This is a genomic window from Streptomyces sp. NPDC001401 (assembly GCF_042895385.1).
Classification (GTDB): domain Bacteria; phylum Actinomycetota; class Actinomycetes; order Streptomycetales; family Streptomycetaceae; genus Streptomyces.
Window position 1 is genome coordinate 197,835 of sequence record NZ_JBIAWI010000005.1, and the last position, 18,620, is coordinate 216,454.

At 70.0% G+C, this 18,620-nt stretch carries 18 protein-coding genes and 1 pseudogene; 6 read left to right on the top strand and 13 right to left on the bottom strand.

All coding sequences use genetic code 11. The features are described 5' to 3' along the window. Positions 1-170: 170 nt before the first annotated feature. Together ACFY10_RS19310 and ACFY10_RS19315 are read right to left on the bottom strand one after the other, a co-directional pair. A complete protein-coding gene (locus ACFY10_RS19310) occupies positions 171-1,016 on the bottom strand; it encodes an EamA family transporter (RefSeq protein ID WP_390666348.1) in 846 nt (281 codons plus the stop codon). Further along, positions 1,013-1,522, bottom strand: coding sequence for a YbaK/EbsC family protein (locus ACFY10_RS19315; protein WP_390666349.1), 510 nt, complete (start codon positions 1,520-1,522; stop codon positions 1,013-1,015). The genes ACFY10_RS19310 and ACFY10_RS19315 overlap by 4 nt, the downstream gene beginning before the upstream one ends. A gap of 312 nt (positions 1,523-1,834) precedes the next feature. Here ACFY10_RS19315 and ACFY10_RS19320 point away from each other — a divergent pair, with 312 nt between their 5' ends. Together ACFY10_RS19320 and ACFY10_RS19325 are read left to right on the top strand one after the other, a co-directional pair. Then, positions 1,835-2,647, top strand: a complete 813-nt coding sequence (locus ACFY10_RS19320) for a class I SAM-dependent methyltransferase (RefSeq protein ID WP_390666350.1) — start codon at positions 1,835-1,837, stop codon at positions 2,645-2,647. After that, on the top strand, positions 2,644-3,930 hold the full coding sequence (locus ACFY10_RS19325; RefSeq protein WP_390666351.1) for a salicylate synthase: 1,287 nt from the start codon (positions 2,644-2,646) through the stop codon (positions 3,928-3,930). Before ACFY10_RS19320 ends, ACFY10_RS19325 begins: the two co-directional genes overlap by 4 nt. On the opposite strand, the gene ACFY10_RS19330 is transcribed toward ACFY10_RS19325, so the two are convergent. The 3 genes from ACFY10_RS19330 to ACFY10_RS19340 are packed head-to-tail and all read right to left on the bottom strand — an operon-like array spanning position 3,927 to position 6,049. Further along, complete coding sequence (locus ACFY10_RS19330; RefSeq protein ID WP_390666352.1) at positions 3,927-4,979, bottom strand: aldo/keto reductase; 1,053 nt, start codon at positions 4,977-4,979, stop codon at positions 3,927-3,929. The two genes, ACFY10_RS19325 and ACFY10_RS19330, sit on opposite strands and share 4 nt — an antisense overlap. Positions 4,980-5,021: 42 nt before the next feature. After that, a complete protein-coding gene (locus ACFY10_RS19335) occupies positions 5,022-5,207 on the bottom strand; it encodes a DUF397 domain-containing protein (protein ID WP_390666353.1) in 186 nt (61 codons plus the stop codon). Then, the gene (locus tag ACFY10_RS19340) at positions 5,204-6,049 is read right to left on the bottom strand and encodes a helix-turn-helix domain-containing protein (RefSeq protein WP_390666354.1); all 846 of its coding nucleotides are present in this window, start codon (positions 6,047-6,049) and stop codon (positions 5,204-5,206) included. The genes ACFY10_RS19335 and ACFY10_RS19340 overlap by 4 nt, the downstream gene beginning before the upstream one ends. A gap of 138 nt (positions 6,050-6,187) precedes the next feature. Between ACFY10_RS19340 and ACFY10_RS19345 the strand changes: the two genes are divergently transcribed. The 3 genes and pseudogenes from ACFY10_RS19345 (at position 6,188) to ACFY10_RS19355 (ending at position 7,262) form a co-directional block, all read left to right on the top strand. Further along, the gene (locus ACFY10_RS19345; protein WP_390666355.1) at positions 6,188-6,610 is read left to right on the top strand and encodes an ATP-binding protein; all 423 of its coding nucleotides are present in this window, start codon (positions 6,188-6,190) and stop codon (positions 6,608-6,610) included. 83 nt (positions 6,611-6,693) lie between these two features. Then, on the top strand, positions 6,694-6,975 hold the full coding sequence (locus ACFY10_RS19350; RefSeq protein WP_390666356.1) for a type II toxin-antitoxin system Phd/YefM family antitoxin: 282 nt from the start codon (positions 6,694-6,696) through the stop codon (positions 6,973-6,975). A 4-nt stretch (positions 6,976-6,979) separates the two neighbouring features. Continuing rightward, positions 6,980-7,262, top strand: a pseudogene (locus ACFY10_RS19355) (type II toxin-antitoxin system RelE/ParE family toxin). A gap of 142 nt (positions 7,263-7,404) precedes the next feature. Here the strand turns inward: ACFY10_RS19355 and ACFY10_RS19360 are convergent. The 4 genes from ACFY10_RS19360 to ACFY10_RS19375 form a co-directional block, all read right to left on the bottom strand. Next, positions 7,405-7,959, bottom strand: coding sequence for a cysteine hydrolase family protein (locus ACFY10_RS19360; RefSeq protein ID WP_390666357.1), 555 nt, complete (start codon positions 7,957-7,959; stop codon positions 7,405-7,407). Positions 7,960-7,969: 10 nt separating this feature from the next. After that, the gene (locus ACFY10_RS19365; protein WP_390666358.1) at positions 7,970-8,371 is read right to left on the bottom strand and encodes a hypothetical protein; all 402 of its coding nucleotides are present in this window, start codon (positions 8,369-8,371) and stop codon (positions 7,970-7,972) included. 189 nt (positions 8,372-8,560) lie between these two features. After that, positions 8,561-10,777: an MMPL family transporter gene (locus ACFY10_RS19370; RefSeq protein ID WP_390666359.1), complete on the bottom strand. Its 2,217-nt coding sequence runs from the start codon at positions 10,775-10,777 to the stop codon at positions 8,561-8,563. Positions 10,778-10,906: 129 nt separating this feature from the next. Beyond that, positions 10,907-11,500, bottom strand: coding sequence for a TetR/AcrR family transcriptional regulator (locus ACFY10_RS19375; RefSeq protein WP_390666360.1), 594 nt, complete (start codon positions 11,498-11,500; stop codon positions 10,907-10,909). A gap of 156 nt (positions 11,501-11,656) precedes the next feature. Between ACFY10_RS19375 and ACFY10_RS19380 the strand changes: the two genes are divergently transcribed. Further along, a complete protein-coding gene (locus ACFY10_RS19380; protein WP_390666361.1) occupies positions 11,657-14,893 on the top strand; it encodes a S41 family peptidase in 3,237 nt (1,078 codons plus the stop codon). 54 nt (positions 14,894-14,947) lie between these two features. Here ACFY10_RS19380 and ACFY10_RS19385 read toward each other — a convergent pair whose 3' ends face one another. The 4 genes from ACFY10_RS19385 to ACFY10_RS19400 all read right to left on the bottom strand — a co-directional run bounded on the left by ACFY10_RS19385 (position 14,948) and on the right by ACFY10_RS19400 (position 18,533). Further along, positions 14,948-15,145, bottom strand: coding sequence for a hypothetical protein (locus tag ACFY10_RS19385; RefSeq protein ID WP_390666362.1), 198 nt, complete (start codon positions 15,143-15,145; stop codon positions 14,948-14,950). 87 nt (positions 15,146-15,232) lie between these two features. Beyond that, the gene (locus ACFY10_RS19390) at positions 15,233-16,117 is read right to left on the bottom strand and encodes an SDR family oxidoreductase (protein WP_390666363.1); all 885 of its coding nucleotides are present in this window, start codon (positions 16,115-16,117) and stop codon (positions 15,233-15,235) included. After that, a complete protein-coding gene (locus ACFY10_RS19395) occupies positions 16,114-17,031 on the bottom strand; it encodes an alpha/beta fold hydrolase (RefSeq protein ID WP_390666364.1) in 918 nt (305 codons plus the stop codon). The genes ACFY10_RS19390 and ACFY10_RS19395 overlap by 4 nt, the downstream gene beginning before the upstream one ends. Then, the gene (locus ACFY10_RS19400) at positions 17,028-18,533 is read right to left on the bottom strand and encodes a flavin-containing monooxygenase (protein WP_390666365.1); all 1,506 of its coding nucleotides are present in this window, start codon (positions 18,531-18,533) and stop codon (positions 17,028-17,030) included. Before ACFY10_RS19400 ends, ACFY10_RS19395 begins: the two co-directional genes overlap by 4 nt. Between the last annotated feature and the right edge of the window lie 87 nt (positions 18,534-18,620).

Below are 18,620 nucleotides of genomic sequence, written 5' to 3' on the forward strand. Positions count from 1 at the left end.
AAATCCCATCGGACCCTAGGGATGACACACACCCCATACACAGAAGGCTGACTGAACTCTCATGGAACGAATCGTCAAGGCATCGACAAATCCTGTACATGCCAACTTCAGGCCCAACTCGGGCAGGGCTCAGGCAGGACTCAGGCAGGACGGAATCTCGCGGTCCGCGGCTAACCGGCGTGCAGCATCAGCCCGATGCCCGCCACCAGGAGCCCCGCGGCCACGATCCGCGGCGCCCCGAACCGTTCCTTGAAGACCACGGCTCCGATCGCCGCGCCCACGATGATCGACGACTCACGCAGGGCCGCGATCGGCGCGAGCTCGGCCCTGGTCTGGGCCCACAGGACGAGCCCGTACGCAGCGACGGACAGGGCCGCGCCCAGCAGGCCGACGGCGGCGAACGGCCGCAGGACGGTGAACAGTTCACCGCGCCAGCGAGTGGCGGCGTACGCCGGGACCGCGATCCCCTCCACCGCCATGAGCCAGGCGATGTACCCGAGGGACGACCCCGACGCCCGCACGCCCAGGCCGTCCACCAGCGTGTACGAGGCGATGGTCAGGCCGGTCGCGAGGGCGGCGCCGATCGCGGCCCAGTTGGGCCGACGGCCGCGCAGCCCCCACAGGGCGACGCCGGTCAGGCCCGCGCAGGACAGTGCGATACCGGCTGCTGCCCAGCCGTTCGGTACCTCGTGCGCGAAGACGGCGGCGAGGACGGTGACGACCAGGGGCGCGGTGCCGCGCGCGATCGGGTATGCCTGCCCGAAGTCACCGAGGCGGAAGGACCGCATGAGCAGCACGTAGTACACGATGTGGATGAGGGCGGAGCCGATGAGATACGGCCATGCGGCGGCCTTCGGAAAGGCCACGAACGGCACCATCGCAAGGCCGATGAGCATGCCCCCGCCCGCGATGAGCGTGAACCCGACCAGCTTGTCCGTGATCTGGTGGGCGATCGCGTTCCAGCAGGCGTGCGTGACGGCGGCGAGCAGGACGGCGGCGGCGACCAGCGGGGTCACGAGCTGCGCTCGCGCACGTCCACGAGGGTGGCTGCGGCATGGGCGACAAGGTCCTTGGGCTCCATGGGGAACACGGCGTGCGGATTCCCGGCGGCGGCCCACACGACGTCGTGCTCCAGCAGCGAACGGTCGGCCAGGACCCGGGTCTTCGTACGGTGCCCGAAGGGCGGTACGCCGCCGATCGCATACCCGGTGGTCTCCCGTACGACGTCCGCCTTGGCCCGAGTCACCTTCTCGGCGCCGAGTTCCTCCCGCACCCGCTCGACGTCCACTCGCGAGGCCCCGTCCATCAGCACCAGCACCGGGACGCCGTCGGCCGCGAAGATCAGCGACTTGCAGATCTGGCTGAGCTCACACCCGATGGCTTCCGCCGCCTCGACCGCGGTGCGGGTCGCATCCGGGAAGCGGCGGATACGGGGGTGCAGGTCGTCGAGGCCCATCTCGCGAAGGGCGGCGGCGAAACGGGGGCTGGCTCCGGAGCTGTCGGTGACATCGACGGTCGTCATGCACGGCACGCTAGCGGCGCGTGTACGCAGCACGCGACCGAGTTGTCTATGCCCCGGCGCGCCCCGCGCCCTATAGGGGCGCGGGGCTGTACCGATATGCGGCTCCGCCGCGTGGGCGCGACCAGCCACGACGGCGCTGCAGACGGCCAACGACACATCGCGCCCCGCGGCGGAGCCTCAATTCGGCAAAGCCAGCGGGGCGTATACGCAGTACACGCCCGAGTTGACCCGCGCCCCGGCGCGCCCTCCCGCTGCGCCGCCCCGCGCCGTGATCATGGTGCCCGTACCACTGCGCGGCCAAAAGGACAGACCATGTCCAGCTACCTGTTCGACAACACCGATGCCCAGACCCCCGGCCGCTTCTCCGCCCTGGAGACCTGCTACGACCCCGTCTCCCGCCGCCAGCTGGAGCTGACCGGCCTGGCGCCGGGCTGGCGATGCCTCGAAGTGGGCGGAGGCGGCGGCTCACTGGGTGACTGGCTCGGCGAGCGGGTCGGCCCGGACGGTGAGGTCACGATCACCGACATCGACCCGCGCTGGGCCCAGCACGGAGCTCAACGCCCGCCGCACGTACGCCTGTTGCGGCACGACATCGTGACCGACCCACTGCCCACCGCGCGCTACGACCTGATCCACGCCCGCCTGGTCCTCCTCCACCTCCCCGAACGGCATCGCGTGCTGGACAGGCTGGTGACCGCCCTGCGCCCCGGCGGCCGGCTGCTGCTGGAGGAGTTCGACTGCGGCTGGACCCCGGTACTCGCGGCCCCCGACGAGGCGTCGGCCGCGCTCTTCGAACGGGTCGAGGCCGCGCTGCACACCCAGCTGGAGAAGGTGGGGGCCGACCCGCTGTGGGGCCGCCGGGTGCTGGGCGCCATGGCCGGCGCCGGCCTCACGGACCTCACGGCGACGACGTACGCCGAGTCCTGGCCGGGCGGAGGCCCCGGCATCGCCCTGCACGGCGTCAACATCGAACAGACCGCCGACCGCCTGCGCGCGAACGGCATCACGGACCCCGAACTGACCGCATTCCAGGCCCTGTTGCAGGACCCGACCTTCGTCGTCAACTCCTACCCGCTGATCAGCGCGCACGGCCGCCGCCCGCACCCGGAGGCGACGCCCCGATGACGACCACCCACCTCCGCTACCGCGAGGTCCGCCTGCCCCGCGCCGCCGAGAACCCCCTCGCCCTGATCGTGCGGCTGGTCCGCAGCGGCCTGTTCGACCCGTACGTCGTCTACGAACGCGACGGCGTCTGGTCCCTGGCGGGCGGATCGCTGGCCTCGGTCCGGCTGGGCCCCGGCGCCCATGATCTGTCGGAGGTCGAGCAGCGGCTCGCGACGATGCCGGTGACGGGCTGGCGGGCGTACGGCTGGGCCGCGTTCGAACTGGGCGCCGCGCTCGCGGGAGCCGACCCGGGCCCCGACGCCGGTCCGGACCTCCTCCATCTGATCGTCCCGGCCGACGAGATCAGGATGTACGGCGAGGACGTGCTGGTGCGCTGCGTGGACCCGGCCCGTCTGGACCGCATCGTCGCCTTCATCGACACACCCGCCGCAGCCCCCGAACCCGAACCCTCTGCCCGCATCGACGTCCCCCTCGCCGACACCGGCAACTACCGCGCCGCCGTCGCGGCCGCCCTGGTGGAGCTGAACGGCCCCGGCCCGCTGGAGAAGGTCATCCTGTCCCGCCGGGTGCCCGTCCCCGTGCCGGTCGACCTGATCACGACGTACGCCCTCGGCCGCCGCGCCAACACTCCGGCGCGGTCCTTCCTCCTGGACCTCGGCGGCATCCGGGCGGCCGGCTTCAGCCCGGAGACGGTGGTCGAGGTGACGGCGGACGGACACGTACGGACGCACCCGCTGGCCGGCACGCGCGCGCGTACGGGTTCGCCGGCCGAGGACGCCCGGCTCCGCGCCGAGCTGCTGAGCGACCCGAAGGAGATCCACGAGCACGCGGTGTCGGTGCGGCTGGCGGTGGAGGAGATGGCCGCGGTCTGCGACGACACCTACGTCAGCGAGTACATGACGGTCGAGGAACGCGGCACGGTCCAGCACCTGGCGTCGAGAGTCACCGGCCGCCTGCGCCCGGGCCTGGGCCCTTGGCACGCCTTCGCGGCCCTGTTCCCCGCAGTGACGGCAACCGGAATCCCCAAGGCCCCGGCCTACCCCTTGATCCGCGCACTCGAAGGCCGCCCGCGCGGCCTCTACGCCGGCTCGGTCCTCACCTGCGACGCCTCCGGCACCCTCGACGCGGCACTCGTACTGCGCAGCGTGTACGAGCAGGACGGCGAGTGCTGGCTCCAGGCGGGGGCGGGTGTCGTACGCCAGTCACGCCCGGAGCGGGAGCACGAGGAGACCTGCGAGAAGCTGCGGGGTGTCGCCGGGTGCCTGGTGCGTCGGCAACCTTAGACCGCGGCCGCCCGCTCCCCGGCCGGGCGCCTGCGCAGCGCGCTCTCCGTGACCGACGGCGGCTGCCAGACGCCGTCGGCGCGATAGAGATCGGTGCCGGGCGGCACGATCTCGTCGATACGGTCGAGCACCGCGTCGTCGAGCACCAGGTCGGCCCCCGCGAGCAGCGAGGTGAGCTGGTCCATGGTCCGCGGACCGATGATCACCGACGTGACGGCCGGGTGCACCAGCGGGAAGGCGACGGCCAGTTCCGGCAGGGTGCAGCCCAACTCCTCAGCAACAGCGATGAGTTGCTCGACGGCCGCGAACTTCGCGGGGTTGCCCGGGGCGTCGGGGTCGAAGCGGTGCGGGGTGAGCTTGGCGCGGCCGGTGGTGAGGTCGACGGCCCGGCCCTCGCGGTAGGCACCGGACAGGAATCCCGAGGCCAGCGGTGACCAGGTCAGCACGCCCATGCCCAGGCGCTGCGCGGTGGGCAGCACGGCCCGTTCGATGCCGCGCGCGAGAAGCGAGTACGGCGGCTGCTCCGTGCGCATCCGCATCAGCCCGCGCCGCTCGGCCACATGGTGCGCCTCGACGAGGTCCTCGGCGGGGAACGTTGAGCAGCCGAACGCCCGGATCTTGCCCGCCCTCACCAGGTCGCTGAGGATGGACAGCGTCTCCTCGATGTCGGTGGTGTGGTCGGGACGGTGCACCTGGTAGAGGTCGATCCAGTCCGTGTCCAGCCGCCGCAGACTGTCCTCGACGGCCCTGACGATCCAACGCCGCGAGTTACCGCTGCGGTTGCGGCCCTCCCCCATCGGGAAGTGCACCTTCGTGGCAAGCACGACGTCGTCACGCCGCCCCTTGAGTGCCTTGCCGACGATCTCCTCGCATTCCCCGGCCGAGTACATGTCGGCGGTGTCCACGAAGTTGATCCCGGCGTCGAGCGCGGCATGGATGACGCGCGCGCCGTCCTCATGGTCGGGGTTGCCGACGGAACCGAACATCATCGTGCCGAGGCAGTGGGTACTGACCTCGATACCGGTCTTACCTAGGACTCGATAGCGCATGCGCGCCAGGCTAGGAGTTGGAGCGCACTTGAGCGCAAGCGGTCACTTGGAGACGGCGGTGAGGAAGGCCGACCAGGTGGTGGGAGCGACGGTGAGGTGGGGGGTGTCGGGGGTTTTGGAGTCGCGGATGTGGATGGTGGCGGGGGTGGTGGCCACTTCGACGCAGTCGCCAGGTTCGCTGCTGCTGCTGTAGCTGCTCTTGAACCAGTGGAGTTCCGCAGTGCTCATAGTCTCCCCAGCGCTTGCTCAATGAAGGCTTGCGACTCCCTCGGCGTGAGAGCCTGCGCCCGGATCATGCCATAGCGCAGTTCAAGGATACGAAGATCCCTGAGGCTTGAGACCGGGCGACCGTTGAACGCTCCGTCGGAACGTCCGATCGCCGTGCCGTCGGCGAATTTCAGCACCTCGATCAGCCCCAGCATCCCAGCGTGATCCTCGCGGTCGGTCGGCATGACCTGAAGCGTGACGTTCCTCAACTGCGCCACCTCCAGCAGGTGTTCGAGCTGTCGGCGTAGCACCATCTTCCCCCCGATGGGGCGTTCCAGCGTCACCTGTTCCTGGACGAAACCGAGCGTCGGAGCGGGGTCCCGCTCGAAGATCGCCTTGCGAGACATGCGAGCCGCCGTTTCCCGTTCGACCACGTCGCGCGACAGCGCGGGCTGGTGCGTCTCGAACAGCGCCCGCGCGTACTCCGGCGTCTGCAACAGCCCATGGATGTTGTGGTTGCTGTACAGCAGCACCTCAACCGCCCGGTCCTCCATCTCCTTCAGTTTCCGCACCTTCTTGGGATACCGAGCGTGCTCCATGTCCGGCTTGAACGCCTTGAGATGCCCCTGCGCCCTCAGGACGTCGTCCGCCCTGTCCAGGAATTCCGGCCGGGGAATCCGCTGCCCTCTTTCCATCTTGCGGATCATGTCCTCGCCGTAGCCCATGACGTCCCCGAAGTCGGCCGCCCGCATCCCCGCCGCCTCCCGGCAGACCTTGAGCAGCCGCCCCACCGCCTGGACCAACGGCTCGATCTCGTCCCCCGGCTCGACGTCCCAACCGGCCTCGTCCACACCGTCGTTCATGTCCCACCTCCACCGCGCTGTCGTACCCGTACCAACCCCCGAGACAGCCAAGACAGCACGAGACAAAGCCGAGACAGTCACGCTACGCACGGGCGCGATCACTCACTCAGGGAAACAGAAGGGACCACTCTGAGTGACATGAATCAAGAAACCGTCGCCCCCCACCCCCAACTCGACAACCCCATCCGCAACTTCACGGTCCTCCTGTCCCCCACACCCCGCGGCGCCCGCCTCGCCCGCCTCCTCACCGCGGAGCAACTCCGCACCTGGGGGCTGCCGTTGGAGACGGCAACGCAGATCGTCGCCGAGCTGGCGGCCAACGCGGCGACGCACGGCCGCGTACAGGGCCGGGACTTCCGCCTCACCCTCTACGTCGTCGCCGACACCCTCCGCATCGAGGTGACGGACACCCGCCCCGACCGCCTCCCCCACCTCACACAGGCAGACCCCGGCGCCGAGTCGGGCCGCGGCCTGCTGCTGGTGGACACGCTGGCGGACAGGTGGGGCGTGGCGCCAGGGCCGTATCCACGGAAGACGGTGTGGGCGGAGTGCGCCTTGTGAGCGCCCGTTCGTATGCCCCGCGTCGCACGACGGATTCACCGCGCACAGGAGGCGATGAGATGTACATCTGCCACATTTGTGACATGAGTGAGCCGGTAGTCGAATCAATGGCCGAGGTCCGCAAGCACCTTGCCGACATCATCGACCGTGCCCACCGGGAGGACACGCCGACGATCATCACCCGGCGCGGCAAGCAGGAAGCCGTCGTGATCGATATCGACGAGTACCAGCGCCTGCGCAGGATCGCCGAGGCCTCCGAAGAGGCGTGGCTCAACCAGCTGGCCGACGAGGCCGAGTCCGAGGGCACGGAAGGCTCGGTCTCACTCGAAGAGATGGCCGCCCTGCTCCGCACCAGCCAGGGCTGACCCCATGGGGTACGTCACGCGGTTCACGCGGCATGCACAGCGGGACATGCTCAAGATCCCGCGCCCAGACGCCCTGCGGATTCTGTATCGCCTCACCGAATTACAGAAGGCAATGGACTCGAGTGAGACCACGGGATTCGACATCAAGGCCCTGCAGGGCCACGAGGCCCGATGGCGGCTCAGGGTCGGCGACTACCGCGTCGTCTACACCGTCGAGGACGGCCAGCTGATCGTCTTGGGTCATGGCCGTCGGCAACCGTCGTGATGTCTACCGCCAGGTTCCCTGACGTGCCACCGCCGGAAGCGACATCTCCTTACCGCTTCACGCGGCATCGTCGGGTGGTGCCGGGAATGGAAAGAAATCCTCGCCATGGCTCGGACAGTTGTCGACCTCGACGGCGGCATGGTCGCCGAGGCCATGCGCATCTCTCAGCCGCCGAACGTCACGTCCTTCGTGTCCGCGACCGCTGCCGTCCGCCCCGGCGCCGACTGGTACCGCCAGTACAGGTTCGTGTGGGCGATGACCTGCTCCGGCGGCGGCGCGCCCCACTCGCTGTTGTCGTTCGTCGTGTGCGCGTCGGCGACGAGGGTCACGTCGTAGCCCCGTACGAACGCCCCGTGGATCGTGGACCGTATGCACTCGTCCGTCTCCGCGCCCGCGACGACGAGATGGCCGATCCCCGTCCTGGCGAGAACCGCCTCCAGGTCGGTGCCCTCGAAGGAGTCGCCGTAGTTCTTGTGCACCAGCGGTTCCGAGTCGCGGCGCGGCAGCTCGGGGACGTACTGCCAGGCCTCGCTGCCTTTCACGAGGTGCTCGTCGGAGTGCTGGACCCAGACGACCGGTGTCCCGGCCGCTCGGGCCTGCTCGACCAGCGTTGCGATGTTGGCCACGACGGCGTCGCGTTCGTGCGCGGACGCCACGACGCCCCGCTGGACGTCGATCACCAGCAGGGCGGTGTTGGGTCGTGCAGGCAGTGTGGTCATGTCCTGCAGGCTAGGCCCTGCCACTGACAATCGCCTCGGCCTCGGCCCGCTTCCGCCGCCCGGCGACCAGCCCGCCCGCCGCGCCCAGCGACACCACGCCCATCATCGCGGCGGCGAGGATGCCCTTGATGCCGTCCATGGTGAAGTACATGGCCGCGGCCGTCCCGCCGTTGAACAGGAACAGGAACCACAGCGTGCCGGGCCGGCCCAGGAACGCCTTGATCTTCGGCTTCTTCGCGATGCGCGAACCCGCGAGGAGCGCGACGACCGCTCCGACGCCGGTGGCGATGTTCTTCTGGGTGTTGTCGTCGATGACGGCACCCGCGCCCGCACTCGCGGCGAGGCCACCGGCGAAGCAGGTCCACAGGACGAGGTCGGTGACGAACTTCTTGACGGCGGTGACGGCAGACATGGCAGGGCCCTTCCGGGAGTGGGATTCGGGGGTTCGGGGTCTCTTCGACCCGTCATCAACGATCCCGTCCGGCGCCTTGCGCAACGAGGGAGCGGCCTCCCGAACCCGTGGTGTAGCGCACTACACCATGCAGGTCGGAAGGCCGCCCGTAGTCCCCCGGAGTCCGGACCGTCAGGCCCATCGGACCCGTCAGACCCGTACCAACTCCCGGTCCTCGTCCGGGTCACCGTCCTTGGAGCCGTCGCCGAGGGTCTTCAGGCCCTCGCCCTCGACGTCCACGTTGGGCACCGCCCGGTCCAGCCACTTCGGCAGCCACCACGCCCGCTTCCCCAGCAGCCCCAGCACCGCAGGGACGATCGCCATCCGCACGATGAACGCGTCGAAGAAGACCGCGATGGCGAGGCCGAAACCGATCATCTTGATCATGGATTCGCTGGAGGTGATGAACCCTCCGAAGACGGCGATCATGATGGCCGCCGCGGCCGCCACGACCCGTGCGCTGTGCCGGAAACCGGTCACCACGGCCTGGCCCGGTGTCTCGCCATGGACGTACGCCTCGCGCATCCGGGTCACGAGGAACACCTCGTAGTCCATCGCGAGACCGAAGACCACGCCCACCATGAAGATCGGCATCATCGACATGATCGGGCCGGTCTGTTCGACGCCCAGCAGACCGCCGAGCCAGCCCCACTGGAAGACCGCGACCACGGCGCCGAGCGCGGCGAGCACGCTGAGCAGGAAGCCGAGTGCCGCCTTCAGCGGGACGAGGATCGAGCGGAAGACCGCGATCAGCAGCAGGAACGCCAGGCCCACCACCAATCCCAGATACGGGATCAGCGCGTCGTTCAGCTTCTGCGAGAAGTCGATGTTCATCGCGGTGGTGCCGGTGACCAGCACCTTCGCGCCCGTGTCGGCCTTGATGCCGGCGCTCTGGTCACGGATGGCGTGCACCAGGTCCTCGGTCTGCACCGAGGACGGCTTGGAACCCGGGATCACGGTGATCGTCGCGGTGTCGCCGGCCTTGTTGAAGACCGCCGGGGTCACCGTCGTGACGTCCTTGAGGCCCTTGATGCCATCGGCCACCTTGGCGGCCGCCGCCTTGGGGGCGTCGCTGTCCTTGGCGTCGACCACGATCATCAACGGGCCGTTGAAGCCGGGGCCGAAGCCCTCCGAGAGGAGGTCGTAGGCGCGGCGCTGCGTCGTGGACGTCGGCTGCGAACCGTCGTCGGGCAGGCCCAGCTCCAGTTGGGTGGCCGGGACGGCGATCGTGCCGAGGCCGACCACGCCGAGCAGGAGCACGGCGGCCGGACGGCGGATGACGAAGCTCGCCCAACGGGCGCCCAGGCCGGGCTTCTCCGGGGTGCCGGAGCCGCCGCTCTTGCGGCGCTTCTCGCCTGCCGCCTTGACCTTCCGGCCCGCGTACCCGAGCAGCGCCGGGATCATGGTCAACGCGATGAGGACGGCGACAACGACCGTGCCCGCCGCCGCGAGGCCCATCTTCGTCAGCATCGGCACGTTGACAACCGAGAGGCCCGCCAGGGCGATCACGACGGTGAGGCCCGCGAAGACCACCGCCGAACCTGCCGTACCGGCGGCACGGCCGACCGCCTCCTCGCGGTCGCGGCCCTCGGCCAGCTCGCCGCGGTAGCGGGAGACGATGAACAGCGCGTAGTCGATGCCGACCGCGAGGCCGATCATCAGCGCCAGCGTGGATGTCGTATCGCCGAGGTCGAGGCTCTTGGCCAGGACGGTGATGGTGGAGACGCCGATGCCGACGCCGATGATCGCCGTCAGCAGCGGCAGTCCGGCCGCGACCAGCGAGCCCAGGGTGATGACGAGGACGACCGCGGCGATGGCGAGGCCGACGACCTCACCGGCCGCTCCCGGCTCGGCCCCGGCCTGCAGCGCGTCACCGCCGATCTCGACCTTCAGCCCGGCGTGCCGCGCGTCCTGCGCGGCCTCCTTCAGGGCGTCCCGGGAGGCGTCCTTGAGCTCCATGCCGGAGACCTTGTACTTCACGGACGCATAGGCGACCGTGCCGTCCTTGCTGACGGCGTGCGCCTGGTAGGGGTCGGCGACGGAGACGACCTCGGAGCCGTCGGCCAGCTCCTTCACCGTCTTCTCGACGGTCGCCTTGTTGTCGGCGTCGGTCATCTTCTCGCCCGCGGGCGCCTTGAAGACGACGCGTCCGGTCGCGCCGTCGGCGCTCATCCCGGGGAAACGCTGTTCCAGCAGGTCGAAAGCCTTCTGCGCCTCGGTGCCGGGTATCGAGAAGGAGGTGGAGCCCGCGGCGGGGGCGGAGGCCGCGCCGACTCCCGCGAGAGTCAGCAGTGCCACCCAGAACAAGGCGACGAAGTGCCGTCGCCTGAAGGCGAACCGGCCGAGTTTGTAGAGGAACGTGGCCACGGAGGCGTACTCCCGGTCAGGTCGTGTGATGGAGCAGGGCAGGGGTGATCACCCGGCGGGGAGGCAGGGGTGACCGTCCCGACGACTTGAGCGGTGACGTCAGGTACTAAGGGGATGTGCGGGGATTGGTCAGGCGCAGAGGGCAGGGAGGACCACTGCGTCGATGTACGAAAGAAGGAAGTCCTGCGTAGGCGGCTGCTCGTCGATGATGGACCGGGCGGCGAACCCGCCGATCATCATGTGGATCATGTAGTCGAGCGCCGGGTTGTCCGCACGGACCTCGCCCCGGTCGATCGCCCGCTGCAGCACACGGCGGAACTCGGCCATCTCCGGCTCGATCAGATGCTCCCGGAACGCCTTGAGGAGGTCCGGGTTGCCGTGGATGGCCATGGCCAGACCCCGCATCAGCGCGGAGTTCTGCTCCAGGTCGCAGTCGTCCGAACGCCGGGTGAGGGCATGCAGGTCACCCTTGAGGGACCCGGTGTCGATCTCCTCGAGCGAGGGACCGGGCTTGTTGTGCCGCACCGCCTTCGCGACCAGCTCGGCCTTGCCGCCCCACTGGCGGTAGAGCGTCGCCTTGCTGGACTTGGTGCGGGCAGCCACTGCGTCCATGGTCAGGGCGTCGTAGCCGACTTCCCGGAGCAGGTCGAGCACGGCCCCGTACAACTCGGCCTCACGCTCGGGCGTGATCCGACTGCGACGCGCCGTTGCGACCTCAGTCATGCCACTCACCTTTCCGCTCGGGACACACCTTCATGCGTACAACCATGAAGATACCCTGAGTACGAGCGAAACGAAACCGTTTCGTACGTGTGCTGGCTCACGAACGTCAACGACACATAAGTTGCTGGGCCCCATTCCCCGGAAAAGCATGGGGAGGTGAGCTATCTCCGCCTGCCGCATCTGAGCGGCGACCTGTTGTGCTTCGTGGCCGAGGACGACCTCTGGCTCTCCCCCCTCGACGGCCCGGGCCGCGCCTGGCGCCTCACCGTCGACCGTACGAAGGTCGGCCACCCCCGTTTCTCGCCGGACGGGCACACCATCGCGTACACGAGCTGGCGCAGTCTGGTCCCCGAGATCCACACCGTCCCGGTGGACGGCGGCCCGGGCCGGCAGCTCACCCACTGGGGCTCGGCGGACACCCAGGTGTGCGGCTGGACGCCGCAGGGCACGATCCTGGCCGTCGCCTCCCACGGCGAACCCTTCTCGTACTTCACCTGGGCCTACAAGGTGTCGACCGACGGCGACCCCGGCCGCAAACTCCCCTGGGGCCCGGTCTCCGACATCCAGGTCGCCGACATCGAAGGGGAACGCAAGACCCTCCTCCTCACCGGCACCCCGCCCCACGAACCTGCCGCCTGGAAGCGGTATCGGGGCGGCGCGACGGGGAGGTTGTGGCTCCACGGCGAGCGCCTGCTGGCCGGCCTGGAGGGCCATCTGCACTCCCCCATGTTCGTCGGCGGCCGGATCGCCTTCCTGTCCGACCACGAAGGCATCGGCAACCTCTACTCCTGTGCCTACGACGGCTCCGACCTGCGGCGCCACACCGACCACGACGCCTTCTACGCCCGCCACGCCGCGAGCGACGGCACGCGGGTGGTGTACCAGTGCGCCGGCGACCTGTGGATCGTCGACGACCTGGCCGCCGACTCCGAGCCGCGCCGCCTGGACGTACGGCTGAGCGGGCCGCGCGCGGGCCGGCGCACCTACCAGGTCCCGGCCGCCCAGCACGTGGACGGCATCTCGGTGGACGAGACGGGCCGCGCGAGCGCCGTCGTCGTACGCGGCAGCCTGTACTGGCTCACCCACCGGGACGGCCCGGCCCGCACCATCACCGACACGGCCGGTGTACGGGTCCGCCTCCCGGAGATGCTCGGCTCGGTCGGCCAGGTCGCGTATGTGACGGACGCGGAGGGCGAGGACGCGGTCGAGATCGCCTACCTGCCGCGCGCGACGGGCGACCGCGAGCCGCGCCGGCTGGCGTCGGGCGAGCTGGGCAGGGTTCTGGAGCTGGTGTCGGACCCACAGGGCGAACGCCTCGCCATCGCCGCGCACGACGGGCGGCTGCTACTGATCGACGCAACCGAGGACTCCAACGGCGAGGTGACCGAGCTGATCCGTTCCGTCAACGGGCCGGTGCGGGACCTGGCCTTCTCGCCGGACGGGGCGTGGCTGACGTGGTCCCACCCGGGCATCGGCAGGTCGCTGCGGCAGATCAAGATGGCCCGCATAAAGGACCGGTTGATCGTCGACGTGACCAACGGCCGCTTCGAGGACGAGAACCCGGTGTTCACGAGGGACGGCCGCTATCTGGCGTTCTTGTCGTGGCGGGGCTTCGACCCGGTCTACGACGTCCACACCGGCGACCTGTCCTTCCCGCTGGGCTGCCGCCCGTACCTGGTCCCGCTGTCCTCCGCGACCCCCTCCCCCTTCGCACTGACCCCGGAGGGCCGGCCGGCCGCCGGAGGACTGGACCCGGTGGAGGACGAGGAAGAGGGCGGCGACGGCGCGGTGACCGTCGAGATCGAGGGGCTGGAGAACCGGGTCACCCCCTTCCCGGTCACCGCCTCCAAGTACTCGGCGCTGTACCCCGTGGCGGGCGGCGGTCTGGTCTGGCTGCGCTGGCCGATCTCGGGAGCGCTCGGCGAGACGTTCGCCAACCCGGACGACACCACCGGCCGCCCGACCCTCGAACACTTCAACATCAGCAAGGCGAAAAAGTCCGAACTCCTGGAGCACCTGGACTGGTTCGCGCTCAGCGGCGACGGAACCCGCCTGGTCGTGGTCGACGAGGGCGAGCTGCGAGCCGTCCCCTCGTCCGAGTCCGGCGACGGCGACACGACGGTCTGGATCGACCTGCGGCGCATCCTGCACGAGGTCGATCCGGCCGCCGAGTGGCGCCAGTCGTACGAGGAGGCCGGCCGTCTCATCCGGGCGTATTTCTGGGAGCCGGGGATGTGCGGCATCGACTGGGACGCGGTGCTCGACCAGTACCGCCCGCTGGTCGAACGGGTCGCGTCTCCCGACGAGTTCGCGGACCTCCTGCGCGAAGTGCTCGGCGAACTGGGCACCTCGCACGCCTACGTCACCGCCGCCCGCCGCAACGAGGGCCCGCCGCACTACCAGCGGCTGCAGGGCCTGCTCGGCGCCAACCTCGTGCGCAGGGAGGAGGGTTGGGTGGTCAAGCGGATCCTCCCCGGCGAGTCGTCCGACTCCAAGGCCCGCTCACCGCTGGCCGGAACGGGCATCAGGGAGGGCGCCGTACTGACCCACGTCGACGGCCGCCCGGTGGACCCGCTGACCGGGCCGTTCCCGTTGCTGGCGGGTGCGGGCGGCACAACGGTCGAGCTCACCTTCACCCCGGCGGAAGGCGAGGCGGGCCGCTCGCGCCGGGTCGCGGTCATCCCCTTGATCGACGAACGCCCCCTCCGCTACCAGGACTGGGTGGCCAAACGCCGTGCCGTCGTACGGGAGTTGAGCGGCGGCCGCTGCGGCTATCTGCACATCCCGGACATGGGCGGCTCGGGCTGGGCCCAGTTCAACCGGGACCTGCGGATGGAGGTGTCGAGGCCCGCCCTGATCGTCGACGTACGCGGCAACGCGGGCGGCCACATCAGCGAACTGGTCGTCGAGAAACTGTCCCGCACGATCCTGGGCTGGGACCTGACCCGCAACGCCCAGCCGGTGTCGTACGCCTCCAACGCGCCCAGGGGCCCGGTGGTGGCACTGGCCGACGAGGCGACCTCCTCCGACGGCGACATGATCACGGCGGCCATCAAGCTCCTCAAACTCGGCCCCGTCATCGGCCAGCGCACCTGGGGCGGAGTGGTCGGCATGACCGGCCGCCACCGCCTGGGCGACGGCACGATCATCACGGTCCCGATGAACGCGGCCTGGTTCGACGCATACGGCTGGACCGTGGAGAACAAGGGCGTCACCCCGGACCTGGAAATCCTCCGCACACCACTGGACTGGGCGGAGGGACGGCATGCACAGCTGGACGACGCGGTCCAACTGGCCGTGGACCTGCTGGAGAACAACCCCCCGGCGACACCGCCGGACTACAGCAACGTCCCGGACCGCTCACGCCCGAAGCTGCCGCCCCGGGCGAAGTGAGAAAGGGTGCCCCTCGTCAGGGGCACCCTTTCCAGTCAGTGCAGGGCGTCGACGTCAGACGTCGTAGTCCTGGTCGAAGCGGTCCTGCTCTTCCCGCTGCAGCCGCTCCGTCTCCTCGTCACGCATGCGCTCGCCCTGCTTGCCACGCTGCTGACCGCGCTGCTGACCCTGCTCGCGGGCCTGCTGGGCCTTCTGCTTGGCCTGCTCCTGCCACTGCTCCGACTGGTCCTGGAACTTGTCCTTCATACCCATGTGGGTTCACTCCTGTGGTGGGTGGGGGGAAGGCCCTTGACCGGGCCTCGACCAGATTCACACGGCCCACCACAGCGCGCATTTCGATCAACTACGGTGCGTAGCGCGGGACTCCTCGTCCGCCGCCCCACCTGCACCGACGAGCCCCGACCGCATGCCCTCCAACCGTGCCCCGAACCGCCGCATCTCCCGCTGCCCCACCGTCCCGATGAGCCCCGGCAGATACCCCCGCACGCCCTGCATCCCGCGCAGCCACCACTGCCCGTAGACATGGCTCGACCGCCGCTCGATCCCGGCGACGATCCGGTCGACGGCCGGCCCCAGCGGATAGGTCTTGTTGGACGGCCACGGCAGCCGCTGCCGCAGCTCCCGCATGACCTCGTCCTGGTCGGCGCCGCGCACCATGTCGGTGTCGGTCCACGACAGATACCCGACCCCGACCCGTACGCCCTTGTACCCGACCTCGGCCCGCAGACTGTGCGCGTACGCCTCCACACCGGACTTGGACGCGCAGTACGCGGTCATCATCGGCGCCGGAGTCATCGCCGCCAGGGACGCGATCTGCAGCAGATACCCCCGGCTCTCCATCAGCACCGGCAGGAAGGCGCGGGCCGTCACCGCGGACCCGATCAGATTGACCTCGATCACCCGCCGCCAGGCCTCCGGATCGGAGTCCACGAAGGGCCCGCCGGTGGCGACGCCGGCATTCGCCACGACGATGTCGACCTTCCCGAACCGCTCCTTGACCTCGGCCGCGACCCGCGCCATCGCCTCGTGATCCGTCACATCGGCGTACCAGTGATCACTGTCGCTGTGCAGCCGCTCGGAGACCTGCTTGAGGGCGTCCGGCTCCAGCCCGACCAGCGCCACCTTGGCGCCGCGCGCCGACAACTTCCGCGCGAGCAGCTCGCCCACGCCGCGTGCGGCGCCCGTGACGACGGCGACCTGTCCTTCGAGGCTGACCTTGCTCATGCGCCCTCCCTGATCGTTGCGTACGTCGTCACGAGCTCCCGGATCCGGCCGCTGACCAGCTCCGGTGCCTCCACCGGGGTCATGTGGCCGAGCCCCGGCAGCTCCGTCGAGCCCACACAGTTCGGCAGCGCGGCGACCAGCGCCCGCGCGTGCACGGGCGGCGAGAGCCGGTCCGCCGTACCGACGACGACGGCCGTCGGCACCCTCAACTCCCGTACGCCGTGGTCGAGATCGAGCTGAGCGAGCACCTGCGACCAGGCGTGCCGCACCTTGCGCGGACACGCGTGCACGATCCGCGCGCACGCCTCCACCATGTGCGGCGCCGAACCCGGCCCCATCGTCCCGTACTTGAGGATCCGCCGCGCGAGGGGCGTGACCGGCCCGAGCGGCGCCCGCGCCCCGAGGATCTGTTTGGTGAGCCAGGTCCGCAGCCGCCCGGGCCCGATGGGTACGACGGTCGACTCGGCGACCAGCCGCGACGAGCCCGTGCTGCACAGCAGTACGGCCGCGGCATGCTCCCGGAAGCCGTTTCTCGCTGCCGCCGCCATCACCGTCATGCCACCCATGGAGTGTCCGGCGATCACGGCCTTCTCGCCCGGCGCGAGGGTCGCCTCCAGTACGGCTTCGAGGTCGTCGGCGAGGGCGTCCGTACTGCACGCCGCGCTCGCCGGGCTGCGTCCGTGACCGCGCTGGTCGTAGGCGATGACGCGGTGGTCGGCGGCGAGGTCCCGTATCTGCGCGGCCCAGAAGGCGGTTGAGCAGGTCCAGCCGTGGGCGAGGACGACGGCGGGCGCGTCCTTGGGCCCGTGCACCTCTACGTGCAGTCGGGCGCCGTCGGCGGAGATCGCGACGAGTTCGCGGGCGGGAGCGGGCGGGGCGTACGGACCGGATCGGACGTGGGTCAGCCGGCTCATGCGTCCACCTCCACGCCCGTCGCCGCGGCCGCGGGCACCCGGAGCAGCTCGTACTCGGCGAGATCCACCTGCCGCGTGGCCCGCCGGAACTCGGTCGTCGTACCCGGCCAGATGGTGGTGTTGCGGCCGCTCGGGTCGAGGTACCAGCTGGTGCAGCCGCCCGTGTTCCACACGGTGCGCTTCATGCGCTCCTGCACCCGGCGATTCCAGGCGCCGACCGCACTCGGCCGGGCGTCGAGGGCGGCACGGCCGCCGAGTACGCCCAACTGCCGTACGAAATCGGCCATGTAGTTGAGCTGCGACTCGATCATCAGGATCATCGACGAGTTCCCGAGCCCGGTGTTGGGCCCGATGATGGTCATCCAGTTGGGGAACCCGGCCGCGGACGCACCCCGCAGCGACTCCATCCCGCCCTTCCAGGCCTCGGCGAGGGTCTTGCCCTCGGCCCCGACCACCCGCTCGGCGATCGGCATGTCGGTGACATGGAACCCCGTACCGAAGATGATCGCGTCGACCTCGGCCTCGCTCCCGTCGGCGGCGACGACCGTGGAGCCACGGATCTCGCTGAGCCCACTGGCCACGACGTCGACATTGGGCCGGGCGAGCGCCGGGTAGTACTCGCTGCTCAGCAGGATCCGCTTGCAGCCGATGCGGTAGTCGGGAGTCAACTTCGCACGCAGGGCCGGGTCCTTGATGGCCCGCCCCATGTTCCGCTTGGCCAACTGCTCGATGAAACCAAGCTCGTTGGGGTGCTTGGTGAACGCCTGGACCTGCAGCTCCCGCATCCCCCACAGCAGTCCGCGGCGGGCCTGCGTGGTGAAGGGCAGCGCGCGGTGCAGCGCCCGCTCGGCGCCGCTGATGGCGCGGTCGACGCGCGGCATGACCCAGGGCGGGGTGCGCTGGAAGAGGGTGAGCCTGCCGACCTCGGGCTGGATGGCGGGCACGATCTGAATGGCCGACGCGCCCGTCCCCACCATCGCGACGCGCTTGCCGCGCAGGTCGTAGTCGTGGTCCCAGCGGGCCGAGTGGAAGACCTTGCCGGGAAAGGAGTCGAGCCCGGGGATCTCGGGGATCTTCGGGTCGGACAGCGGCCCGGTCGCGGAGACGACGATGTCCGCGCAGAGGCTTCCGCTGCTGGTCTCGATGTCCCAGTGCAGCTTCTCGCTGTCCCAGGTCATCATCTTCACTTCGGAGTCGAAGCGGATGTGCGGCCGCAGGTGGAAGACGTCGGTCACATGCTCCAGGTAGGCGCGGATGTGCCCCTGCCCGGAGAAGGTGCGGGGCCAGTCGGGGTTGGGCGCGAAGGAGAACGAGTACAGGTGCGAGGGCACGTCGCACGCACACCCGGGATAACTGTTGTCGCGCCAGGTGCCGCCCACGCTGTCGGCCCGTTCGAGTACGACGAAGTCGGTGACGCCCTCGCGCCGCAGCCGCACGGCGGCCCCGAGCCCGCCGAAGCCGGACCCGATCACCGCCACCCGCACATGCTCCCGTTCAGCCATGCCGACGCCCTTCCTCGCGCGACCGCGCCAGTGAACACTGGCGCAATGGGAGGGTAGAGCAGGACCGTACCGATGGGTAGGGGGCGG